Origin of the sequence: Algoriphagus iocasae (genome assembly GCF_014206875.1) — a bacterium.
GTDB lineage: Bacteria > Bacteroidota > Bacteroidia > Cytophagales > Cyclobacteriaceae > Algoriphagus > Algoriphagus iocasae.
In genome coordinates, this window is sequence record NZ_JACIJO010000001.1 from 1,066,028 (window position 1) to 1,083,851 (window position 17,824).

Below are 17,824 nucleotides of genomic sequence, written 5' to 3' on the forward strand. Positions count from 1 at the left end.
GCTTATTTTTCCTGGACTTCCAAAGCAAGAACCTCTTTTTCGATTTTAGAAGAGTGGATTGCTGTTGCCTTTTCTTTTTCGATTTTCTCTCTGTTGGCGATCACCTCAGCTCCAGGTTTGTCAAATAAGATTCTCCAGCCTTCTTTGAAATTCTTCGCTTTTCTGAGGTCTTTGAAAATGTCTACCCATTCATGAAAAACCAGATAAACTGGATTGTATGAAGTTACTGGTTTTGTAATCCCATAAGTAGGTCTTTCGCCTTCAGGCATAAAAGTGCCAAACATTCTGTCCCAAATGATGAAAGTCGAGCCATAGTTTTTATCCAGATAATGTGCATCACTTGCATGGTGAACCCGGTGATGAGAAGGAGTCGTAAAGAAGAATTCTATTGGCTTTGGCAATTTGGTGATGTACTCTGTATGGATCCAAAACTGATATAAAACTGCGATTTGGTGACAGATAAAGAAAACAAAAGGATTAAATCCCATAAACATCACAGGAAAAAAGAAAATGACTTTGATGTGCTGGGTCCAGCCTAGTCTAAAGGAAACTGAAAGGTTGTATTTCGATGAATTATGATGTGTAATGTGAGTTGCCCACCAAAAACGCTGCTCATGAGCAATTCTATGAGCCCAATATCTGGCAAAATCTATGGCAAAAAAGCATAAGATAAATGACCACCAAGTAACAGGAATAGTAAAAGGGGAGATGTTATAAAAGAAGAGAGCCGATCCAAATGTTGCTATTTTGATCAGAGCGCTGATACCTACATTAACCAAACCGATGGTAGAAGCAGCGAAAAAATCTTTAGTGTTATAAGCATCTTTCTTTTGATAGGCACTGATTCCCCACTCGATGAATACGAGTAGAAACATGATCGGGGCAGCCCATAAAATTAGATTTGGCCAATTTTCAATATGTAAGTCCTCAAGACGAATAGGTTTGGTATTCATATAGTAGGTGAAAGGTGATTAAAGAAAGATTCTGGTAGCTCAAAAACGAATCAAAATGACCAGAATTTGGTGACTAGATAGAAAAATACATGATCCATTTTACTAAAACAAAAAAGTCTGCCTTTTTGAGGCAGACTTTCACAAATGTTATGAGTTCCTTACTTATTCTCCACCAGTAGTGTCTTCGCTGGTCGCAGGAGTAGATTCTGTAGGAAGAAGGCTTTCATCGTTTCCAAAAGCTGGAGTTACAACTTGTTGTTTGGCACTTTCAATATTTGGAGAAGAGAATTGATTTGGCTGGCTTCCTGTGTAGAAAGCTGAAGAAGCCAAGGATAAAACCAAGATAGATACAGCAAGTACCCAAGTAGCTTTTTCCAATACATTTCCAGTACGAGTTACACCCATGATTTGAGATGCACTGCCTCCGAAAGCTGCTCCAACGCCACCTTTTGAGTTTTGACCTAAGATCACTAGGATTAATAGAACTGCTAGGATCAGGATAATGGTGATTAATAACGTAAACATATATTGGGGATTATTCTTTCAGTTTTTCAATTAAGTCCGCAAAGTAAGACCTTTTATCCGGAAATTTCAACATCAATTTCTCATAAATTTTCTTTGCCTTAGGCTTTTTGCCTTGAGAGACCAAAAGTTTGGCAAAAGACTCGGATAGTAAATTGTCATTGATTTCAGTACTACTCGCTGCCAGATTTTCATTGTTCTGGTTAGCTTCGATCTCTTTAATAGTAGCAAGCTTGATTTCTTTTTTGCTAAAAGCTTTAATCAAATCTATTTGCTCGCGCTTCTTAGAGTCTACGATCGTTTTCTTTTCCCTTTTCTTGATATTCTCTATCAAGTCATCATTAGGCAGTTTTCGTCTCTTTCTTACAGGTTTGGGCTTTTCCTCTTCTACCTTATTGCCTTTTAGATCTTCACCTAGTTTGATAAGGGATTTGGTTCTTTGGTTCGGATCTTTTTTACCAGGTATTTCTTCTGGTAAAAACTCTTCTTTTAAGGCGGTGGATTTTGGCTTTTCAGTTTCTGAAACTTTCTTTTCTACCAAATATTTCAGCCAAACCCTGTTTGGGCTGGTGACTGCCGCATATCCCAAAGAATCTGGAGTGGTGTTCGGGTCTTTATTGAATTCATATCTCGCAGCAATTACATGAGGGATCTGGAAATACGGGAAGTTCTCCTGAATCTTTTTCAGTGATAATAAATCACTTCTTTCAGGTGACTCTGACTTACTGATCAACTCTATAAATTGTGCTGCGTTCACTGGATTTAATTTTGGGTTTTAATATAAGGAATTTACCAGTTTGCTACCGTTGCGGTAAAGATATCTTGAATGATATTTTGAAATATTTCTTCCACTAACTGACTTTCCACATCCAAAAGGGTAGTAGTTCGGGGATCATAATCCTGGAAAAAAGAGAAAGTCCTTCTCAGGTTTTCCTCCTCATTCGTCAAATTGATGTACTCAACTTCCACTGCAATAGTCAGTCTCATCTGACCCGCACGATCCGGTAAATTCGGATTATTACTGGAAACAGCAGATTGTGGTGTGAGAGAATATCGATTGATCGCTCCCGCAAATTGCAAGTCTCCATTTGTCCTTACTAATTCCAACTGGGTATTTCTTTGGTAATATTCCTTCAAAGATTCAGTAAAAAGCTGCTCCATGTTAGCAGGTCCACCACCAGAATCATTGAAGAAGTTTTCTACTGTAAAGGTTTTTACCAAATCGTAATTAATGTTGGTTCCGGTGAAACTGTACTTGACAGAGCAACCTTGAAACAACAGGAATATGCCGAAAGCCAGAAGAATTCTAAGTTTACTGATCAATTTCATATTGTTTGATCTTCCTGTATAAGGTACGTTCGGAGATTCCCAGATCACTCGCCGCATATTTTCTTTTATTGTTATGCTTGCGCAAAGCTTTTAGGATCATCTCCTTTTCTTTTCTTTCCAAAGAAAGCGAATTATCATCTTCCTCATGGTAAATATCCTCAATTGCCTCGTCTTCGTAATCTTCCTCTTGATCATGAGGATTCTTTTGAGGAGCAATCACCAAAGGAACAGAATAATTGGAGGAGCTTTCCGCTGATTCATTCGTTGGTATGCTACTCTCCATGTCCTCAAATAAGCCTTGATGCTTTTGGATTATACTCTGGTTTAACCCTCCAGATTGATATGATTCCAGAACTAGTTTTTTGAGTTCATTCATGTCCTTTTTCATGTCAAAAAGGACTTTGTAAAGTAAATCTCTTTCAGAGAAATCTGAAGATTCCGATTTGCTTCCCTGATGACCTAACGCCATTGGCAGACGGGAATTGTCTGTAGGAAGATATTTAGATAAAGTCTGGGCATCTACATCCCTTGACTCTTCCAAAAGCGAAATTTGCTCAGCAAGGTTTTTCAGCTGTCTGATATTTCCTGGGAATGGGTACCTCTTTAATAATGATTGGGCATCTGCATCCAAGGAAATAGGTTTAACATGATATTTTTCAGAAAAATCTGAAGTGAATTTCCTGAATAATAAAACCATGTCATCTCCCCGCTCTCTCAATGGCGGAACGTAAATAGGAACTGTATTCAATCTGTAATAAAGGTCTTCTCTAAACTTCCCTTTTTCTACTGCCTTCAACAATTTCACATTGGTAGCAGTGATCACACGAACGTTGGTTTTTTGGACTTTGGAGGAACCTACTTTGATAAATTCACCATTTTCCAACACTCTAAGTAGTCGGGCCTGCGTTCCAAGAGGCATTTCTCCGATTTCATCTAAGAAAATAGAACCTCCGTCAGTTACTTCGAAATAGCCTTTTCTTGCCTCATGAGCACCAGTAAATGATCCTTTTTCATGCCCGAAAAGCTCAGAATCTATCGTTCCTTCTGGAATCGCGCCACAGTTGATCGCAATAAATTTCCCGTGTTTTCTAAGACTTAAAGAATGAATGATTTTCGAGAAACTTTCCTTACCACTACCGCTTTCGCCAGTAATCAAAACAGTCATATCCGTCGGAGATGCCTGAATCGCCACTTGGATCGCATGGTTCAGCAAAGGGCTGTTTCCAATGATTCCAAATCGTTGTTTGACGCTTTGTATTTCCGAATCTGTAATCATTAAAATGCTGGATTAACGGTGATGATCTCTCCGAAAAGAGTGGCAGGAGTACAATCGGTGATTTTCACCAATACATAATCTCCGATTTTATAATCTCCGGCAGGAATGATGACCACCTTATTGGCAGAATTTCTTCCCTTATATTCTGAATCTGATTTTTTAGAAATCCCATCAACCAAAATCAACTGTTCTTTTCCTAAGTCCAGTTTGTTTCTTTCGTGAGAAAGCTCGCTTTGCTTGGTAATTACTTCAGCCAATCTTCGTTTTTTGACTTCTAGAGGAATGTCATCTTCGTATTTTTTCGCAGCTAAAGTCCCTGGTCTTTCAGAATAGAAAAACATATAGCTGAAATCGTATTTTACGATGTCCATCAAGGTTAAAGTATCCTGATGCTCTTCCTCAGTTTCGGTACAAAAACCTGTGATCATATCTGAGGAAATACCGCATTCATCACCTAAAATATCCCTGATCGCCTGAACTCTATTCAGATACCATTCTCTGTCATAAGTTCTGTTCATCAGCTCCAAAACGCGGCTGTTTCCACTTTGCACTGGCAAATGGATGTATTTACAGATGTTGTCGTACTTCTTCATTGTATAAAGTACCTCGTCTGTAATATCCTTTGGATGGGATGTGGAGAATCTCACTCGAAGAGTAGGGGATACTTGTGCGACCATTTCCAATAAATTGGCAAAATTGATCACCTCGGTAACTTCTTCTTCCTTTTTGTTCAATCTCGCTTTGTTGTTTTCCTCAGGCGACCATTTGTAGCTGTCTACATTTTGGCCTAGCAAAGTCACTTCCTTATAACCTTTGGAAAATAAATCCTGTGCTTCTGCCACAATAGAATGAGGATCACGGCTTCTTTCTCTACCTCTGGTGAATGGCACCACACAGAAAGAACACATGTTGTCGCATCCACGCATAATCGAGATAAATGCAGAAACTCCATTAGAGTTTAATCTTACCGGAGCTATGTCCGCATAAGTTTCTTCTCTGGAAAGGAAAGTGTTGACACCTTTATTTCCATCCTCGGCTGCAGAAACTAAGTTGGGAAGGTCTCTATACGCATCTGGTCCTACGACCACATCAACAATCTTTTCTTCCTCCAACAACTTCTCTTTCAGACGCTCAGCCATACATCCTAAAACTCCAATGGTCATTTCAGGTTTGTTCCTTTTGGCTCTGTTAAAATCCGTCAATCTCTTCCTGACCGTCAATTCTGCTTTTTCACGAATGGAGCAGGTATTCAAAAAGATGACATCGGCCTGATTGAAATCAGAGGTAGTATCAAAACCATTTTCCTTCATGATGGAAGCCACAATCTCCGAATCGGAGAAATTCATCTGGCAACCATAGCTCTCAATGTAAAGTTTGCGGGATTTACCGGTGTTATCATCTGCAGTGGTTTTGAAGTCGCATGCTTGAGCTTCTTCTCCTGAGATGATATCTATGTCTTTAATCAAATTATCCATGTACTGAAATACTTTCGGGATGCGAAATTAATAAAATGCGGACAAAATGGCAGTCTGTAGGGGTATTTCTTTTTTTGAGAAAAAGATTAGCTCTCACGAGGCTGAGAAGGAAATTGAATTAGCAACTGCTCCCCAAAATGCTGATGTTCTTCAATGATATTCAGGTTGGAAATTCCCAAGCCTAATAAACGTACAGCTTTGGGAAGTTCTTCTTGAGTTAATAATTCCACTGCGATCTCCCAGATCATTTCTTCTTCCGGATATTGGTCAACGGTTTTACTTCTTGTTTGTTGACTGAAGTCTTCATATTTAATTTTCAAAGTGACTGTTCTTCCTTTGATTCCGGATTTCCGAATACGTTTGATGAGCTCTTCATAAATCGATTTTAGAGAATTTGTCAAATCCTCTATGGAAGAAAGGTCTTTTTCAAATGTGTTTTCTGCACTGAGAGATTTCCTTACCCGATGGGGTTGAACTTCAGAAAGATGAATTCCTCTGACAATATTGTAATAGTGGATTCCTGATTTCCCGAATTTTTTGGTGAGAAACTGAAGCGAAAATTGTTTTAAATCGGCCCCATTATGAATACCGATTTTTTGCATTTTTTCAGCGGTTACTTTACCGATCCCAAAGAATTTTCCTATTGGCAATTTCTCTAAAAACTCCTCTGCATCTTCGGGTAATATGTAAGCTTGACCATTTGGTTTATTTAAATCAGAGGCAATTTTCGCAAGAAACTTATTGTAGGAAACTCCCGCCGAGGCGTTCAACCCGGTTTTTTCTTTGATTTTTGACCGAATCTGTTTCGCTATCAAAATCGCAGAATTCAAACCCATTTTGTTTTCTGTCACATCTAAAAATGCCTCATCCAAGGAAAGTGGTTCCACAAGGTCTGTGTATTCATAGAAGACTTCACGAATCTGCAAAGAGAGCTCTTTATATCGATCAAACCTAGGCTTTGCAAAAATCAAATGAGGGCATTTTCTGGCTGCAATAGCAGAGGCCATCGCAGAAAAGATCCCATATTTCCGGGCTTCGTAGCTTGCAGCAGCCACCACACCACGAGATTCATTTCCTCCGACTACCAAGGGTTTTCCCCTCCATTCGGGATGATCCATTTGCTCCACAGAAGCATAAAATGCATCCATGTCAACGTGAATTATCTTTCGGACTGGATTAGGAATCGCTTCTTCCATGCAGTATTTCTCGGATAGCCTGGGATTTTAGTTCGCACTCTTCGTATTCTTTGGAAGCATCAGAATCAATAGTAATTGCACTTCCTACAGCAAAATAGAGCTTTTTTGCTTTTTGGTCAGCGATAATGCTCCTGATAATCACAGAAAAATCAAAGTCTCCAGCCTCATCTATCCAACCAAAAGCTCCAGAAAACCAACCTCTTTTAAAAGACTCAAGTTCTTCTATCAATTTCATGGTTCTGATTTTCGGAGCTCCAGTCATCGAACCCATTGGGAATGTAGCTTGGATGATTTCTTTGAATGAGACATTTTCTTTCAATTCTGAGCTAACTGTTGTGATCATTTGAAAAACTCTAGGAAGGGAATAGATGCCAAACAACTCATCCACTTTGACCGAAGCCACTTTTGAAACTTTTGAAAGGTCATTTCTGGTCAGGTCTGTGATCATTAAATTCTCAGCTCGCTCTTTTTCACTCTCAATCAAAATAGAACGATTGACAATGTCTTCTTCTGGAGTGCTTCCTCTTCGTATAGTTCCTTTAATAGGCTGACCAATAAGTTTTGATCCTTTTTTCTTTAGGAATCTTTCAGGAGATGCGGAAACAAGCCATTTTTCCCGAGCTTTAAATAAAGCCGAAAAGGGCATCGGAGAAGCCTTTTGAAGCTTGAAAAATGCGCCGATTGGATCCCAGTTCTCAAATTGTCCTTCAAAGGCCTGACAAAAATTCATTTCATAAGTTTCTCCTTCTATGATAAGATCCTGGATTTTCTTGACTTTTTCTAGGTATTCCTGACTAGTAATTAGAGCACGAAAGTTACATTCAGTACTATACTCAGTAAACTCGATTGATTCAATTTGCTTCCAAAAATCATCTGGTAGCTCAGTTCTACTTTTTACCAAATCTCCTTCAAATTTCAGGGAGATTTCAGGAGTAAAGAAACAAAGATCCGGAAGAGGAAGCCAAGCAGGATTTGAGCTTTCTAATTGTTCAATTTGATTCTTAAAATCATATCCAATAATTCCAACTTTGACTTTTTGAACAGATTTATCCCAAATTTCATTTTCGGTTAATTCCTGATTTCCTGCAAAGAAAAAGTCAGCAAAAGGTTCTTCCGGATATTGATAATCATTTCCCTGAAAAAGTGCCAAAAACCGAAAATGAGCATGAGCCCATGTTGTAAGTTTTTGATTGAAAATAGGAGAGGGAAGGGAGTAAGAAAAAGGGAAATCCATCATTGTAGGACAAAAAAAAGAGGAATTCGTTAGAATTCCTCTTTTCATGAATGTAATAAATTTATTCTGCAGCTTTCACATCAAGTGTAAGAGAAACAGTGTTGTAGATAAATTTATCTTTTGCCTTATCTACAGCAGTTGCTTCATCTCCGTAAGCCAGACCCCAAGCAGTTCTGTCAATATTAAAACCTGCTTTTGCAGAAACTGCACCATTTTCCAAACTTACTGCAGCTGGGAATTTGATGTTTTTAGTAGTTCCTCTCATGGTCAAATTTCCACTGATCCAGTGAGTTGGATTAGCTGGAGAAAGTTCTGATGCAGCTTTAGGAGTGTTTTCAGTAGCAAATTGCTCCTGATCAGCTATCACATCACCAGCTTCAAATGGCTCAACGCCAGTAATTTCGAAAGTTGCTTGTGGATGGTTTGCAGCATCAAAGAAATCTGGAGACTGAAGGTGACCCCAAAGCTTACCGTAGCTTTCGTCAGTTTCTTCCATATCCTCAATCTTAAGACCTGTGATATCAAAAGTGAATTTTCCACCTGTGATTTCTTCACCTTGAACAGCTAGAGTTCCTTCAACAGCCGGAATTTTGCCAAAATGCTGTCCTGCTGGTTTGTAACCTCTCCAAGCGATAGTTGTCGCTTCTGGTACGATTTCTAAAGTTTTTCCTTCTGCTGCTGCAACTTCCTGCGCTTCTGTAGTTTCTACAGTTTCAGATGGTTTGTTACAAGAAAATGCAAGCAATGCAGCTGCAACAAATAATCCGGATAGTTTAATAGTTTTCATTGGTATCGATAAAGGGTTGAAATTTTCACAAATTTATATGTATATACATTTAAACTCAAAATTATTTTTAAAGTTTCATTTAAGAAAAGATTTTTGCCCAGAAGATCTTTTTAGATTTGATCAGCAAAAATATTTCGAAGGTTATGGCATTAATTATTCCAGTCAATGAAAAAGAACCGCAAATAGGCGAAAATTGTTGGTTGGCCCCTAATGCAACGCTTGTAGGGGATGTACAAATGGGGAATAATTGTACAGTTTGGTTTAATGCGGTGTTGCGAGGAGATGTACATTTTATAAAAATCGGAGATGAAACCAATATCCAAGATGGTGCGGTGATCCATTGCACCTACCAAAAATTTCCCACTATCATTGGTAATAAAGTATCTATCGCTCATAATGCGGTAGTTCATGGTTGTACTATTCACGATCGGGTTTTGATCGGGATGGGAGCAATCGTAATGGATGGAGCAGTGGTAAATTCTGGAGCTGTTATAGCTGCCGGCGCAGTAGTGTTAGCAGGTACTATAGTGGAGGCTAATTCAATTTATGCCGGTATGCCTGCGAAAAAAGTAAAAGATACCGGAGAGGCGATGCAAGGGGTAATTGACCGTACAGCCAAAAATTATCCTATGTATGCTGGTTGGTTTAAATAAAGTATTTGGAACTTTTTAAATAGGACAAAAAACACTTTATTTGTCATAATCTTTTTTATTCATTGTTTCAAGTTTTTTTTAACAGTTTTTATGTCTACTAAAATGATTTTTTCTTCTCTCAAAAAGAGATCAGTTCTTTTATTTCTGACATCTCTATTCATCTTGTTTAATTTATTATTGAATTATTATCTCCCAGCAGAATATGCGCTTGATTTGAAATTTGCTTATACAGTGGATCAGGCATATGCAGCACTAGGTAGTTTATCGAAACCTGATCGGGAAATTTATAAAGTAGGTTTACTGGCCTTAGATTTTCCATACCTGGTAGTGTATGGTTTGTTGGCGACAGGGATTCTGTATTTCCTTTGGGGAAATAAAAAACTGGTAGTGATCCCTTTAATCATTATGTTTTTTGATTTCGTAGAAAATATTCTAATTATCAATCTCATTAATAATTTCCCCTCTCAAAAGCCCTTATTAGCCTGGGTCACTTCCTTTTGTACTACTAGTAAATGGATTTTTGTAGGCTTGCTATTTTTCCTCTTGATCATCGGTGTTTCCAGAATGATTCGACTAAGTAATAAACCCTTTATTTCTTTCTTTAAATAAAACATCATAAAAATATAATGCTCTGTAAGTTTCAGGGCTTTGGTTTTTGATGTTTTTTGACTTATTTGATTGAAAGTGGGATCCACTTAATTGATTGGTATTCAAAATCAAATTAGATGAAAGAAGAATATTTCAAGTGGTTCTCAAATTTCCTTCAAAGGGATGTTCAGATGCTTGTTTTTGGACATGCAGGCTATCCGGTCGTACTTTTTCCGACCTCCAAAGGATCCTTTCATGAGAACAGGGATATGGGGCTTATTACATCCGCTCAATGGTATATTGAGCAAGGCCTGATCCAGATTTACTGTCCAGAAAGCAATGATGCCCAAAGCTTCTATAATAAAAGTGTCCATCCGCATCAGCGAATCGAGCAGCATGTGGCCTATGATAAAATGATCTGTCATGAACTGGTAGAGAGGATACGGCTAAATACAAGGGTAGGGAAAGTAGTGACAGCTGGATGCAGTTTTGGTGGGTATCATGCAGCCAATTTTGCTTTTAGGCACCCTGGTTATGTGAGCCATATGTTCAGTATGTCAGGAGCGTTTAGTATTCGGAGTTTTATGGATGGATACGTTCATGACGATATTTATTATAATAGCCCCCTTGAGTTTTTGGGAGCATTACATGATAATGAATTGTGGAATATGGATATCGTTTTAGGTACTTCCAATTGGGATATCTGTTATGATTCCAATTTACAACTTCATGAAGTTTTGAAGTCGAGAGGATTGCCCCATTGGCTGGATGTAAGGCAAAACAGACAGCATGATTGGGATGTTTGGAAAGAAATGTTTCCTCATTATTTGTCTAGAATAAAGTTTGATTAATCAATAGATTTAAAATCACCTAAAAAGTTTTGAATGAAAAAGATTGGAATACTTTTCGGAATGGAGGATATTTTTCCTCAGGCATTTATTGACCGTGTCAATCAAATTGCCCCAACTGGAATCGTGGCAGAAGCTGTGAAAATTGACAAAGTGATTCAAAATCATCTTTCGGAATATGCAGTAATTATTGATAGAATTTCTCAGGATGTCCCTTTTTACAGGGCTTTTTTGAAAAATGCTGCATTGACCGGTACTGCAGTGATCAATAATCCATTTTGGTGGAGTGCGGATGATAAATTCTTCAACAATGCATTAGCGGATCAATTGGGAGTTCCACTTCCAAAAACAGTTCTTCTGCCTTCTTCAAAGCATCCGGATGATACAACTAGTAAATCTTTTAGAAATCTGGCTGCTCCTTTAGATTGGAATGGGATGTTTGAATACATAGGTTTTCCGGCATATATGAAACCTTACGCAGGTGGGGGGTGGAAGAATGTGTATAGATTGGAGAATCAAGAAGAGTTTTTTCAAAAGCATCCTGAAACAGGACAATTGGTAATGCTTCTTCAGGAGGAGATTGTATTTGATGAATATTTTAGAGTGTATTGTTTGGGTGGTAAAGCTGTGAGAATCATGGATTATGAACCTCGAAACCCTCATCATTTACGATATGTAGTGGATAAAACCCCTTCTTCTAAAAAATTATTGGCGACGGTTAAAGATTATACGATTCGTCTTTGCAAAGGCCTAGGCTATGATTTTAATACAGTTGAGTTTGCGGTGCGAGATGGAATTCCATATGCCATTGATTTTGGTAACCCTGCTCCAGATGCAGATGTCAATTCCGTGGGACAGGAAAATTTTGAATGGGTTGTAGAAGAAGCAGCAAAAATGGCAATTGCCTATGCGAAAGCTCAGAAGCCAGGAAAAATGAATTTGACTTGGGGTACATTTATTAGAGACGCAGCCGCAACCGCAAAAAGATTTTAATCCGAAAAGAACTTTTCATGAAAGAAGGTGGGAAAAAGTTACCCAAATTCACTTTGGGTGTAGAGGAAGAATATCAGATTATCGATCCCCAAACCAGGGACTTGAGATCTCATATGTCAAAGATTGTGGAAGGTGGGAAAATCCAACTCAGAGAGCAGGTAAAGGCCGAAATGCATCAATCTGTGGTGGAAGTGGGGACCAATATTTGTGAAAATGTTGCCGAAGCAAGGAAGGAAGTTTCTTTTTTGAGAAATAAGATTTTTGAACTTGCAGATAAGCAGGGATTGGTAGTTGGTGCTGCAGGAACTCATCCTTTTTCAAAATGGCAGGATCAGGAAATCACAGATGACCTTCGATATCATGAGATAGTCAATGAATTGAAAGACATTGCCAGATCAAACCTGATTTTTGGTTTGCATGTGCATGTGGGTATTGACAATAGAGATATAGCGTTGCAATTGATGAATCAAGCATGCTATTTCCTTCCTCATATTTACGCTCTTTCGACGAATTCGCCTTTTTGGGAAGGAAGAAATACTGGTTTTAAAGCGTTCAGAGCAAAGGTTTTTGCGAAATTTCCGAGAACTGGACTTCCTGAATACTTTGACTCGGTACAGTCTTATGACAATTTTTTAGAGATTTTGGTCAAAACCAATTGTATTGATAACCCTAAAAAAATCTGGTGGGATCTCAGGATGCATCCTTTTTTCAGTACAATCGAATTTCGCATTTGCGATATGTGCTTGACTGTAGATGAGACCATTTGTATTGTAGCATTGATCCAGGCGATTGTAGCTAAATTATATAAGTTGTTGATGAGCAATACGAGCTTTAATATCTACAGGATAGCCTTGATCAGAGAAAATAAGTTTCGTGCTGCGAGGAATGGAATTGAAGGCAAATTGATAGACTTTGGAAAGAAAACAGAGGTTCCCACACAAGATTTGGTTTTGGAGTTATTGGATTTTATTGATGATGTAGTAGATGAGTTAGGAAGTAGGGAAGAAATCAATTATGTCCACGAAATCCTGAAGAATGGCACTGGGGCAGATCAGCAGTTGGCGGTATTTGAGGAAACTCAGGATTTATCAAAAGTGGTAGATATGATAACCTCAAAATTTCGACAAGGGATTCAGTCACATTAATTACATTTGCGATTGATTATAAAGTAGAAGAATCGTGAGAAAGAAAAAGATAAATCTGGCAATCCTGGATATGTATGATGGTGAGGCGAATCAAGGCATGCGCTGCATCAAGGAAATTGTTGACAGATTTTCAGATCAAATATCCTATCGGGTTTATGATGTTAGAGGAAAAGCAGAATTGCCGGATATTTTAGAATATGATATCTACATTTCTACCGGAGGACCTGGAGATCCACTCGAAGGTGATGGGAATTGGGATTTGAAATATTTTGATCTTCTCGATCAGATTTGGATCTGGAACCAGAACCATTCCCAGAAAAAACATATTCTTTTGATCTGTCATTCTTACCAAATGGCTTGCAGACATTTTGGTCTGGGTAAATTAAGCAAAAGGAAATCAACATCTTTTGGGGTGATGTCAATTCATAAAACGATAGATGGAATGACGGATCCTTTGTTCCAAAACTTGGATAATCCATTTTGGGCGGTTGATTCAAGAGACTACCAAGTACTTCAACCTAATCATAAGAAATTTAATCTTCTGGGAGCGAAAATTATTGCTTTGGAGAAGATTCGCAGTCATGTTGAGTACGAAAGAGCGATTATGGCAATTCGTTTTTCTGATGAAATCGTCGGCACCCAGTTTCACCCTGAAGCTGATCCAGTAAGCTTTATGGCTCATTTGAAAAAGGCGGAAGTCAGAGAGAAAATTATTGCCTCCAAAGGAAAAGCAAAGTTTAGAACGATGTTGGAACATTTAGTAGACGAAAATAAAATCTACAAAACGAACGAAACACTCATTCCGAACTTTTTAGAACAATCCATAAGAAAAATAAAGACTGCAAAAACACCCTCACTTATTATCTAAATTCTATGATTCAGTCCTTTAGAGAACAGTTTAATGCATCATTTACCCCCGAGAAATATGATGCTTTTTTAAAGGACATAGCGGGTGATTTTAATTTTGCGCCGACATTTAGAATTGCAGAAACTCCTTTTTTTATTCCTGTAGAGTTAAAAAAACAGATTCAGCAAGGATGTGAAGAGGTCATCTCTTTTATCAAAAAATCAGATTTTAAAAGCCTCACTCAGCGATCGATTGATTTAAATACCTCAGTTCCGAATGAGGATTCCCATTCTCAATTTCTTGCGATAGATTTTGGAGTCTGTGAAGAGAATGGAAAGATTGTACCCAAGTTGATCGAAATCCAGGGCTTTCCATCTGTTTTCAATTTCCAGTATCATCTCTTTCAAAAGTTTTTAAAATTCTATCCATTTTTGAAGGATACTACTCCTTATCTCAATGGATTTAATGAGTCTACATTTCTGGATCTTTTGAGAAAAGTAGTTCTAAAAGACTTCAAACCCGAGGAAGTCGTTTTGCTGGAAATTGAGCCGGAAAAGCAAAACACAAAGATAGATTTCTATTACTGTAAACATGATTTAGGGATTCCTGTAGTTTGTGTTACCGAGGTCATCAAAGAAGGTAAAATGCTATTTTATTTGAATTCTGTCGGAGAAAAAATTCAGATCAAAAGGATTTACAATAGAGTGATTTTTGATGAATTGGATTTGAGAAAAGACTTAAAACTTGCCTTCAGTTTTGAAGAAGAATTAGATATAGAATGGGCAGGTCATCCAAATTGGTATACGAGGATTTCGAAGTTTATTCTTCCTTATTTAAAAGGGCCATATTTTATTGAAAGTAGACTCTTAAGTGAAATAAAGGAGATTCCAACTGATCTTGAGAATTATGTCTTGAAGCCTTTATTCTCCTTTTCGGGAAGTGGAGTGAAATTTCATGTCACCCAGCAAGATATTGACGAAGTGAAAGAAAAAGACATGTTTTTACTTCAAAAGAAAGTGCATTATGCTCCTGTGATCCAAGCACCTGATGGAAAAGTAAAGGTAGAAGTCAGGATTTTAGCCCTTTGGCCAGAGAAAGATGAAAGTCCTACGTTGGTGGCAAATCTGGCTCGACTGAGCAGAGGTGAAATGGTAGGTGTAAAATTCAATAAAGATAAAGACTGGGTAGGCGGATCTATCGGGTTATTCCAAAAGTAAAAGGCCGGATTGATCGGCCTTTATTTTTTCATTTATAACTCAATTATCAAAATTGATATTTTTTCAGGGTGTCCAGGTAGAAGGGTCTTTTCTCCAAGCGGAAAGAGATTTTAAAGTTTCATCTGTCACATATTTTTTCTGGATTGCTCTTGGCAAAAGTGCTTCATAATGACTTAGACAAATCAATTTGACTCCTGCATTTTTGAAGTTTTCTGCCGCCAAATCAAATCCATAGCTAAAGATCGCCACCATTCCGAGTACTTCAAAACCTGCTTTTCTTAAATCTTCTGCAGCTTTTAGAGAACTTCCTCCTGTAGAAACCAAATCTTCCACGACGACTACTTTTTGACCTGGGGTTACTTTTCCTTCAATCATATTTTCCATCCCATGCCCTTTGGCTTTGGATCGAACATAGATAAACGGAAGCTCTAAATCATTGGCTATCAAAGCTCCTTGAGGAATTCCGGCAGTAGCAACACCGGCAATGGCTTCTGCTTCCGGAAAATAGTGCATGACACTTTTTACCAGTTGGCTTTTGATAAGATTTCTGACAGCAGGAAATGACAAGGATAATCTATTGTCGCAATAAATTGGGGATTTCCATCCTGAAGCCCAAGTGAAAGGGTTTTCAGGTTGAAGTCGGATCGCTTGTATTTCCAGTAATTTATCGGCTACTTCAGCAGCTACACTCGGGTCTAAAATTTCCATAACCCAAAAATAAGTGATAAACTTTCCTGAAGGTTGTTGCTGCTGATTTTTTTATGCATTTTTGGTTCTTTCAGAAAAATAAAGCGCGGAATTTCCATGAGAATTTTTGTAAACGACAAGCCATTAGATCTGATTTCGTATGAAGAGTTGGATGGTCGAAAAACTTTTGAGTCGATTTACCATCAACCTGATGAATTGTTGAATTCTGTAGAATGGCAAGATGATGTGCTTTTTCATGAACCTTCCCACGATCTAGTCATCAAACTTCTCTATGTTCTTCGGACCAGAAAATTGAAAAATCTGGATTCCATTACTTTAGTGACAAAAGATAAGGCCTCGTTAAAGAAATTTGTCAAAAGCCGTTTTATGATTATCAAGGCTGCCGGAGGAGTAGTGACGAATAAGAAGAAAAAGGTTTTATTGATTTTTAGACTTGGAAAGTGGGATTTCCCAAAAGGGAAATTTGACAAAGGCGAAACTCCTGAGCAGTGTGCTCTTCGTGAAGTGGAGGAGGAATGCGCAGTAAAAGTAAAAGTGACAAGGCATTTGTATAACACTTGGCATACCTACACCCAAAACCGTAAAAGTATTCTCAAGAAGACTTATTGGTATGAAATGGAGTGCTTGGATGATAAAAACATGACTCCTCAAAAAGAAGAAGGAATCGATGATATCAGATGGTTTTATGAACCTGATGCCAAAATAGCCTTGGTGAATTCTTATCCATCGATGAGGTATTTATTTAAGCAGTTTATCAAAAACCACCCAAAACCTCAGATTTTATAAGGTAGAAATTCTGCCACATCTCCGCCATAGCGATGGACTTCGCGAATAACGGTGGAGCTTATCGCTGCAAAAGGAGGGGAGGTAATCAAAAACACGGTTTCTAGATCTTCATTTAGGTACCGGTTCATTTGGCTGATTGTGTTTTCGTATTCGAAATCAGTCGTATTTCTCAAACCTCTTACCAAGTAACCCGCATCATGTTTTTTTGCTAAAGTGGAGGTTAGTTCATTATAGACAATGACTTTAACCTGATCCATTCCAGTATACACACTTTTGATTTTATCGACCATTAAGTCTATGTCGAAATAGCGGTTTTGCTTGGTCGAGTTGTAGCCAATTCCAATAATCACCTCATCAAAAAGTTTTAAACTTCTGATTACGATGTCGTGATGACCCATAGTAAATGGGTCAAATGAACCAGGGAATATGGCTACTTTTTTCATGATCAATCAAATTGCCAAGAAGACTCAAAAAGGCCTCCGGATTTTAAATGTTTAAAGCCGTGGGAATAATTCTGGTTGGAATGTGGCTTCATTATTCTGAAATGATGGAAATATTCCTTTCCCCACTCATTAGTTACTTCAAAATGTTCTGTTGCACCAAAAAGGCTGATTCTCACATGGTTTTTGTCATAGTTCATCTGAGCAATGACAATGCTGACATACTTGAGAATGTCCTCTTTATCTTTGATTTCAAAAATATTGAAGACACTTAACTCTTGATCTGTAAAGGCGACCAAATAGATATAATTATCGAGAATGCAGACAAGAATCTCTTGTCCAATCAAATTAAAGCGCTCTTTGAATAAATAGGATAAAAAGGAAGTGCCTCCATGATAAAAGGAGATTTCCGAAAATCTAGCCTCCAGAGCTTTCTTGGTTTTACTGGAGAGATAAGAAACCAATTGGATATTGTTGCTATCCAAAGGTGTTGCAAAATAAAAGTTGTCTTTTTTCTGCTCTCCAACAAAAGAGAGATAGGTTTCCTCTTTGCCAGGTGCATAGAGAACGCCTGGTATCAAGCTAAATTCAAGTTGGTGCAAATAGATTTTTGCAGGTAAATCCATCCGAAGAAGAGGATCAGAAACCAGCAAAGATTCTATTTCATTCCACTCAAATTTGGTGTAATAATGAATCCCGATGTTCGCTTGATTTTTGTCTTTGGCAAAAATTGCAAGTGAATGGGGATATAAAAAAAGTGATAAGCTCGTTGTGTCTTCCACATCAAACTTATCACTCTTGTATACTTTGAGATTGTTTTCCAAAAT

General features: G+C 38.0%; 20 protein-coding genes. 8 read left to right on the top strand and 12 right to left on the bottom strand.

Features of this window, described 5'->3' with window-relative positions:
• Positions 1–2: 2 nt before the first annotated feature.
• The 9 genes from FHS59_RS04595 to FHS59_RS04635 form a co-directional block, all read right to left on the bottom strand.
• Positions 3–953: a sterol desaturase family protein gene (locus tag FHS59_RS04595; RefSeq protein ID WP_184493489.1), complete on the bottom strand. Its 951-nt coding sequence runs from the start codon at positions 951–953 to the stop codon at positions 3–5.
• 162 nt (positions 954–1,115) lie between these two features.
• Positions 1,116–1,478: a preprotein translocase subunit SecG gene (gene secG, locus FHS59_RS04600; RefSeq protein WP_184493491.1), complete on the bottom strand. Its 363-nt coding sequence runs from the start codon at positions 1,476–1,478 to the stop codon at positions 1,116–1,118.
• Between the two features lie 10 nt (positions 1,479–1,488).
• Positions 1,489–2,232: a hypothetical protein gene (locus FHS59_RS04605; protein ID WP_184493493.1), complete on the bottom strand. Its 744-nt coding sequence runs from the start codon at positions 2,230–2,232 to the stop codon at positions 1,489–1,491.
• A 32-nt stretch (positions 2,233–2,264) separates the two neighbouring features.
• On the bottom strand, positions 2,265–2,804 hold the full coding sequence (lptE, locus tag FHS59_RS04610) for an LPS assembly lipoprotein LptE (RefSeq protein WP_184493495.1): 540 nt from the start codon (positions 2,802–2,804) through the stop codon (positions 2,265–2,267).
• Complete coding sequence (locus FHS59_RS04615) at positions 2,788–4,080, bottom strand: sigma-54 interaction domain-containing protein (RefSeq protein WP_184493497.1); 1,293 nt, start codon at positions 4,078–4,080, stop codon at positions 2,788–2,790. Before FHS59_RS04615 ends, lptE begins: the two co-directional genes overlap by 17 nt.
• Complete coding sequence (gene miaB, locus FHS59_RS04620) at positions 4,080–5,555, bottom strand: tRNA (N6-isopentenyl adenosine(37)-C2)-methylthiotransferase MiaB (protein WP_184493499.1); 1,476 nt, start codon at positions 5,553–5,555, stop codon at positions 4,080–4,082. Before miaB ends, FHS59_RS04615 begins: the two co-directional genes overlap by 1 nt.
• An 86-nt stretch (positions 5,556–5,641) precedes the next feature.
• Entirely contained in the window at positions 5,642–6,751 is a 1,110-nt protein-coding gene (gene dinB, locus FHS59_RS04625) for a DNA polymerase IV (protein ID WP_184493501.1), read from the bottom strand.
• Positions 6,732–8,033, bottom strand: a complete 1,302-nt coding sequence (locus tag FHS59_RS04630) for an anthranilate synthase component I family protein (protein ID WP_246388300.1) — start codon at positions 8,031–8,033, stop codon at positions 6,732–6,734. The genes dinB and FHS59_RS04630 overlap by 20 nt, the downstream gene beginning before the upstream one ends.
• Before the next feature lie 13 nt (positions 8,034–8,046).
• On the bottom strand, positions 8,047–8,772 hold the full coding sequence (locus tag FHS59_RS04635) for a YceI family protein (RefSeq protein WP_184493503.1): 726 nt from the start codon (positions 8,770–8,772) through the stop codon (positions 8,047–8,049).
• A 143-nt stretch (positions 8,773–8,915) separates the two neighbouring features.
• On the opposite strand from FHS59_RS04635, the gene FHS59_RS04640 reads away from it, so the two are divergent.
• The 7 genes from FHS59_RS04640 (at position 8,916) to FHS59_RS04670 (ending at position 15,063) form a co-directional block, all read left to right on the top strand.
• Positions 8,916–9,425, top strand: a complete 510-nt coding sequence (locus FHS59_RS04640) for a gamma carbonic anhydrase family protein (RefSeq protein WP_184493505.1) — start codon at positions 8,916–8,918, stop codon at positions 9,423–9,425.
• Between the two features lie 90 nt (positions 9,426–9,515).
• Positions 9,516–10,034 carry a hypothetical protein gene (locus FHS59_RS04645; RefSeq protein WP_184493507.1) on the top strand — a complete coding sequence of 173 codons (519 nt, stop codon included), beginning with the start codon at positions 9,516–9,518 and terminating at the stop codon, positions 10,032–10,034.
• A 116-nt stretch (positions 10,035–10,150) separates the two neighbouring features.
• Positions 10,151–10,864, top strand: a complete 714-nt coding sequence (locus FHS59_RS04650) for an alpha/beta hydrolase-fold protein (RefSeq protein ID WP_184493509.1) — start codon at positions 10,151–10,153, stop codon at positions 10,862–10,864.
• A 33-nt stretch (positions 10,865–10,897) separates the two neighbouring features.
• Positions 10,898–11,854 carry an ATP-grasp domain-containing protein gene (locus tag FHS59_RS04655; RefSeq protein ID WP_184493511.1) on the top strand — a complete coding sequence of 319 codons (957 nt, stop codon included), beginning with the start codon at positions 10,898–10,900 and terminating at the stop codon, positions 11,852–11,854.
• Positions 11,855–11,871: 17 nt separating this feature from the next.
• Positions 11,872–12,999, top strand: a complete 1,128-nt coding sequence (locus tag FHS59_RS04660; RefSeq protein ID WP_184493513.1) for a carboxylate-amine ligase — start codon at positions 11,872–11,874, stop codon at positions 12,997–12,999.
• 70 nt (positions 13,000–13,069) lie between these two features.
• A complete protein-coding gene (locus FHS59_RS04665) occupies positions 13,070–13,867 on the top strand; it encodes a type 1 glutamine amidotransferase (protein ID WP_184494495.1) in 798 nt (265 codons plus the stop codon).
• A 5-nt stretch (positions 13,868–13,872) separates the two neighbouring features.
• On the top strand, positions 13,873–15,063 hold the full coding sequence (locus FHS59_RS04670) for a hypothetical protein (RefSeq protein ID WP_184493515.1): 1,191 nt from the start codon (positions 13,873–13,875) through the stop codon (positions 15,061–15,063).
• Positions 15,064–15,126: 63 nt separating this feature from the next.
• On the opposite strand, the gene pyrE is transcribed toward FHS59_RS04670, so the two are convergent.
• The gene (pyrE, locus tag FHS59_RS04675; RefSeq protein ID WP_184493517.1) at positions 15,127–15,771 is read right to left on the bottom strand and encodes an orotate phosphoribosyltransferase; all 645 of its coding nucleotides are present in this window, start codon (positions 15,769–15,771) and stop codon (positions 15,127–15,129) included.
• A gap of 96 nt (positions 15,772–15,867) precedes the next feature.
• On the opposite strand from pyrE, the gene FHS59_RS04680 reads away from it, so the two are divergent.
• On the top strand, positions 15,868–16,557 hold the full coding sequence (locus tag FHS59_RS04680; protein WP_184493519.1) for an NUDIX hydrolase: 690 nt from the start codon (positions 15,868–15,870) through the stop codon (positions 16,555–16,557).
• On the opposite strand, the gene coaD is transcribed toward FHS59_RS04680, so the two are convergent.
• On the bottom strand, positions 16,545–17,000 hold the full coding sequence (gene coaD / locus FHS59_RS04685) for a pantetheine-phosphate adenylyltransferase (protein WP_184493521.1): 456 nt from the start codon (positions 16,998–17,000) through the stop codon (positions 16,545–16,547). The two genes, FHS59_RS04680 and coaD, sit on opposite strands and share 13 nt — an antisense overlap.
• Before the next feature lie 2 nt (positions 17,001–17,002).
• Positions 17,003–17,821 carry a DUF3822 family protein gene (locus FHS59_RS04690; protein WP_184493523.1) on the bottom strand — a complete coding sequence of 273 codons (819 nt, stop codon included), beginning with the start codon at positions 17,819–17,821 and terminating at the stop codon, positions 17,003–17,005.
• Between the last annotated feature and the right edge of the window lie 3 nt (positions 17,822–17,824).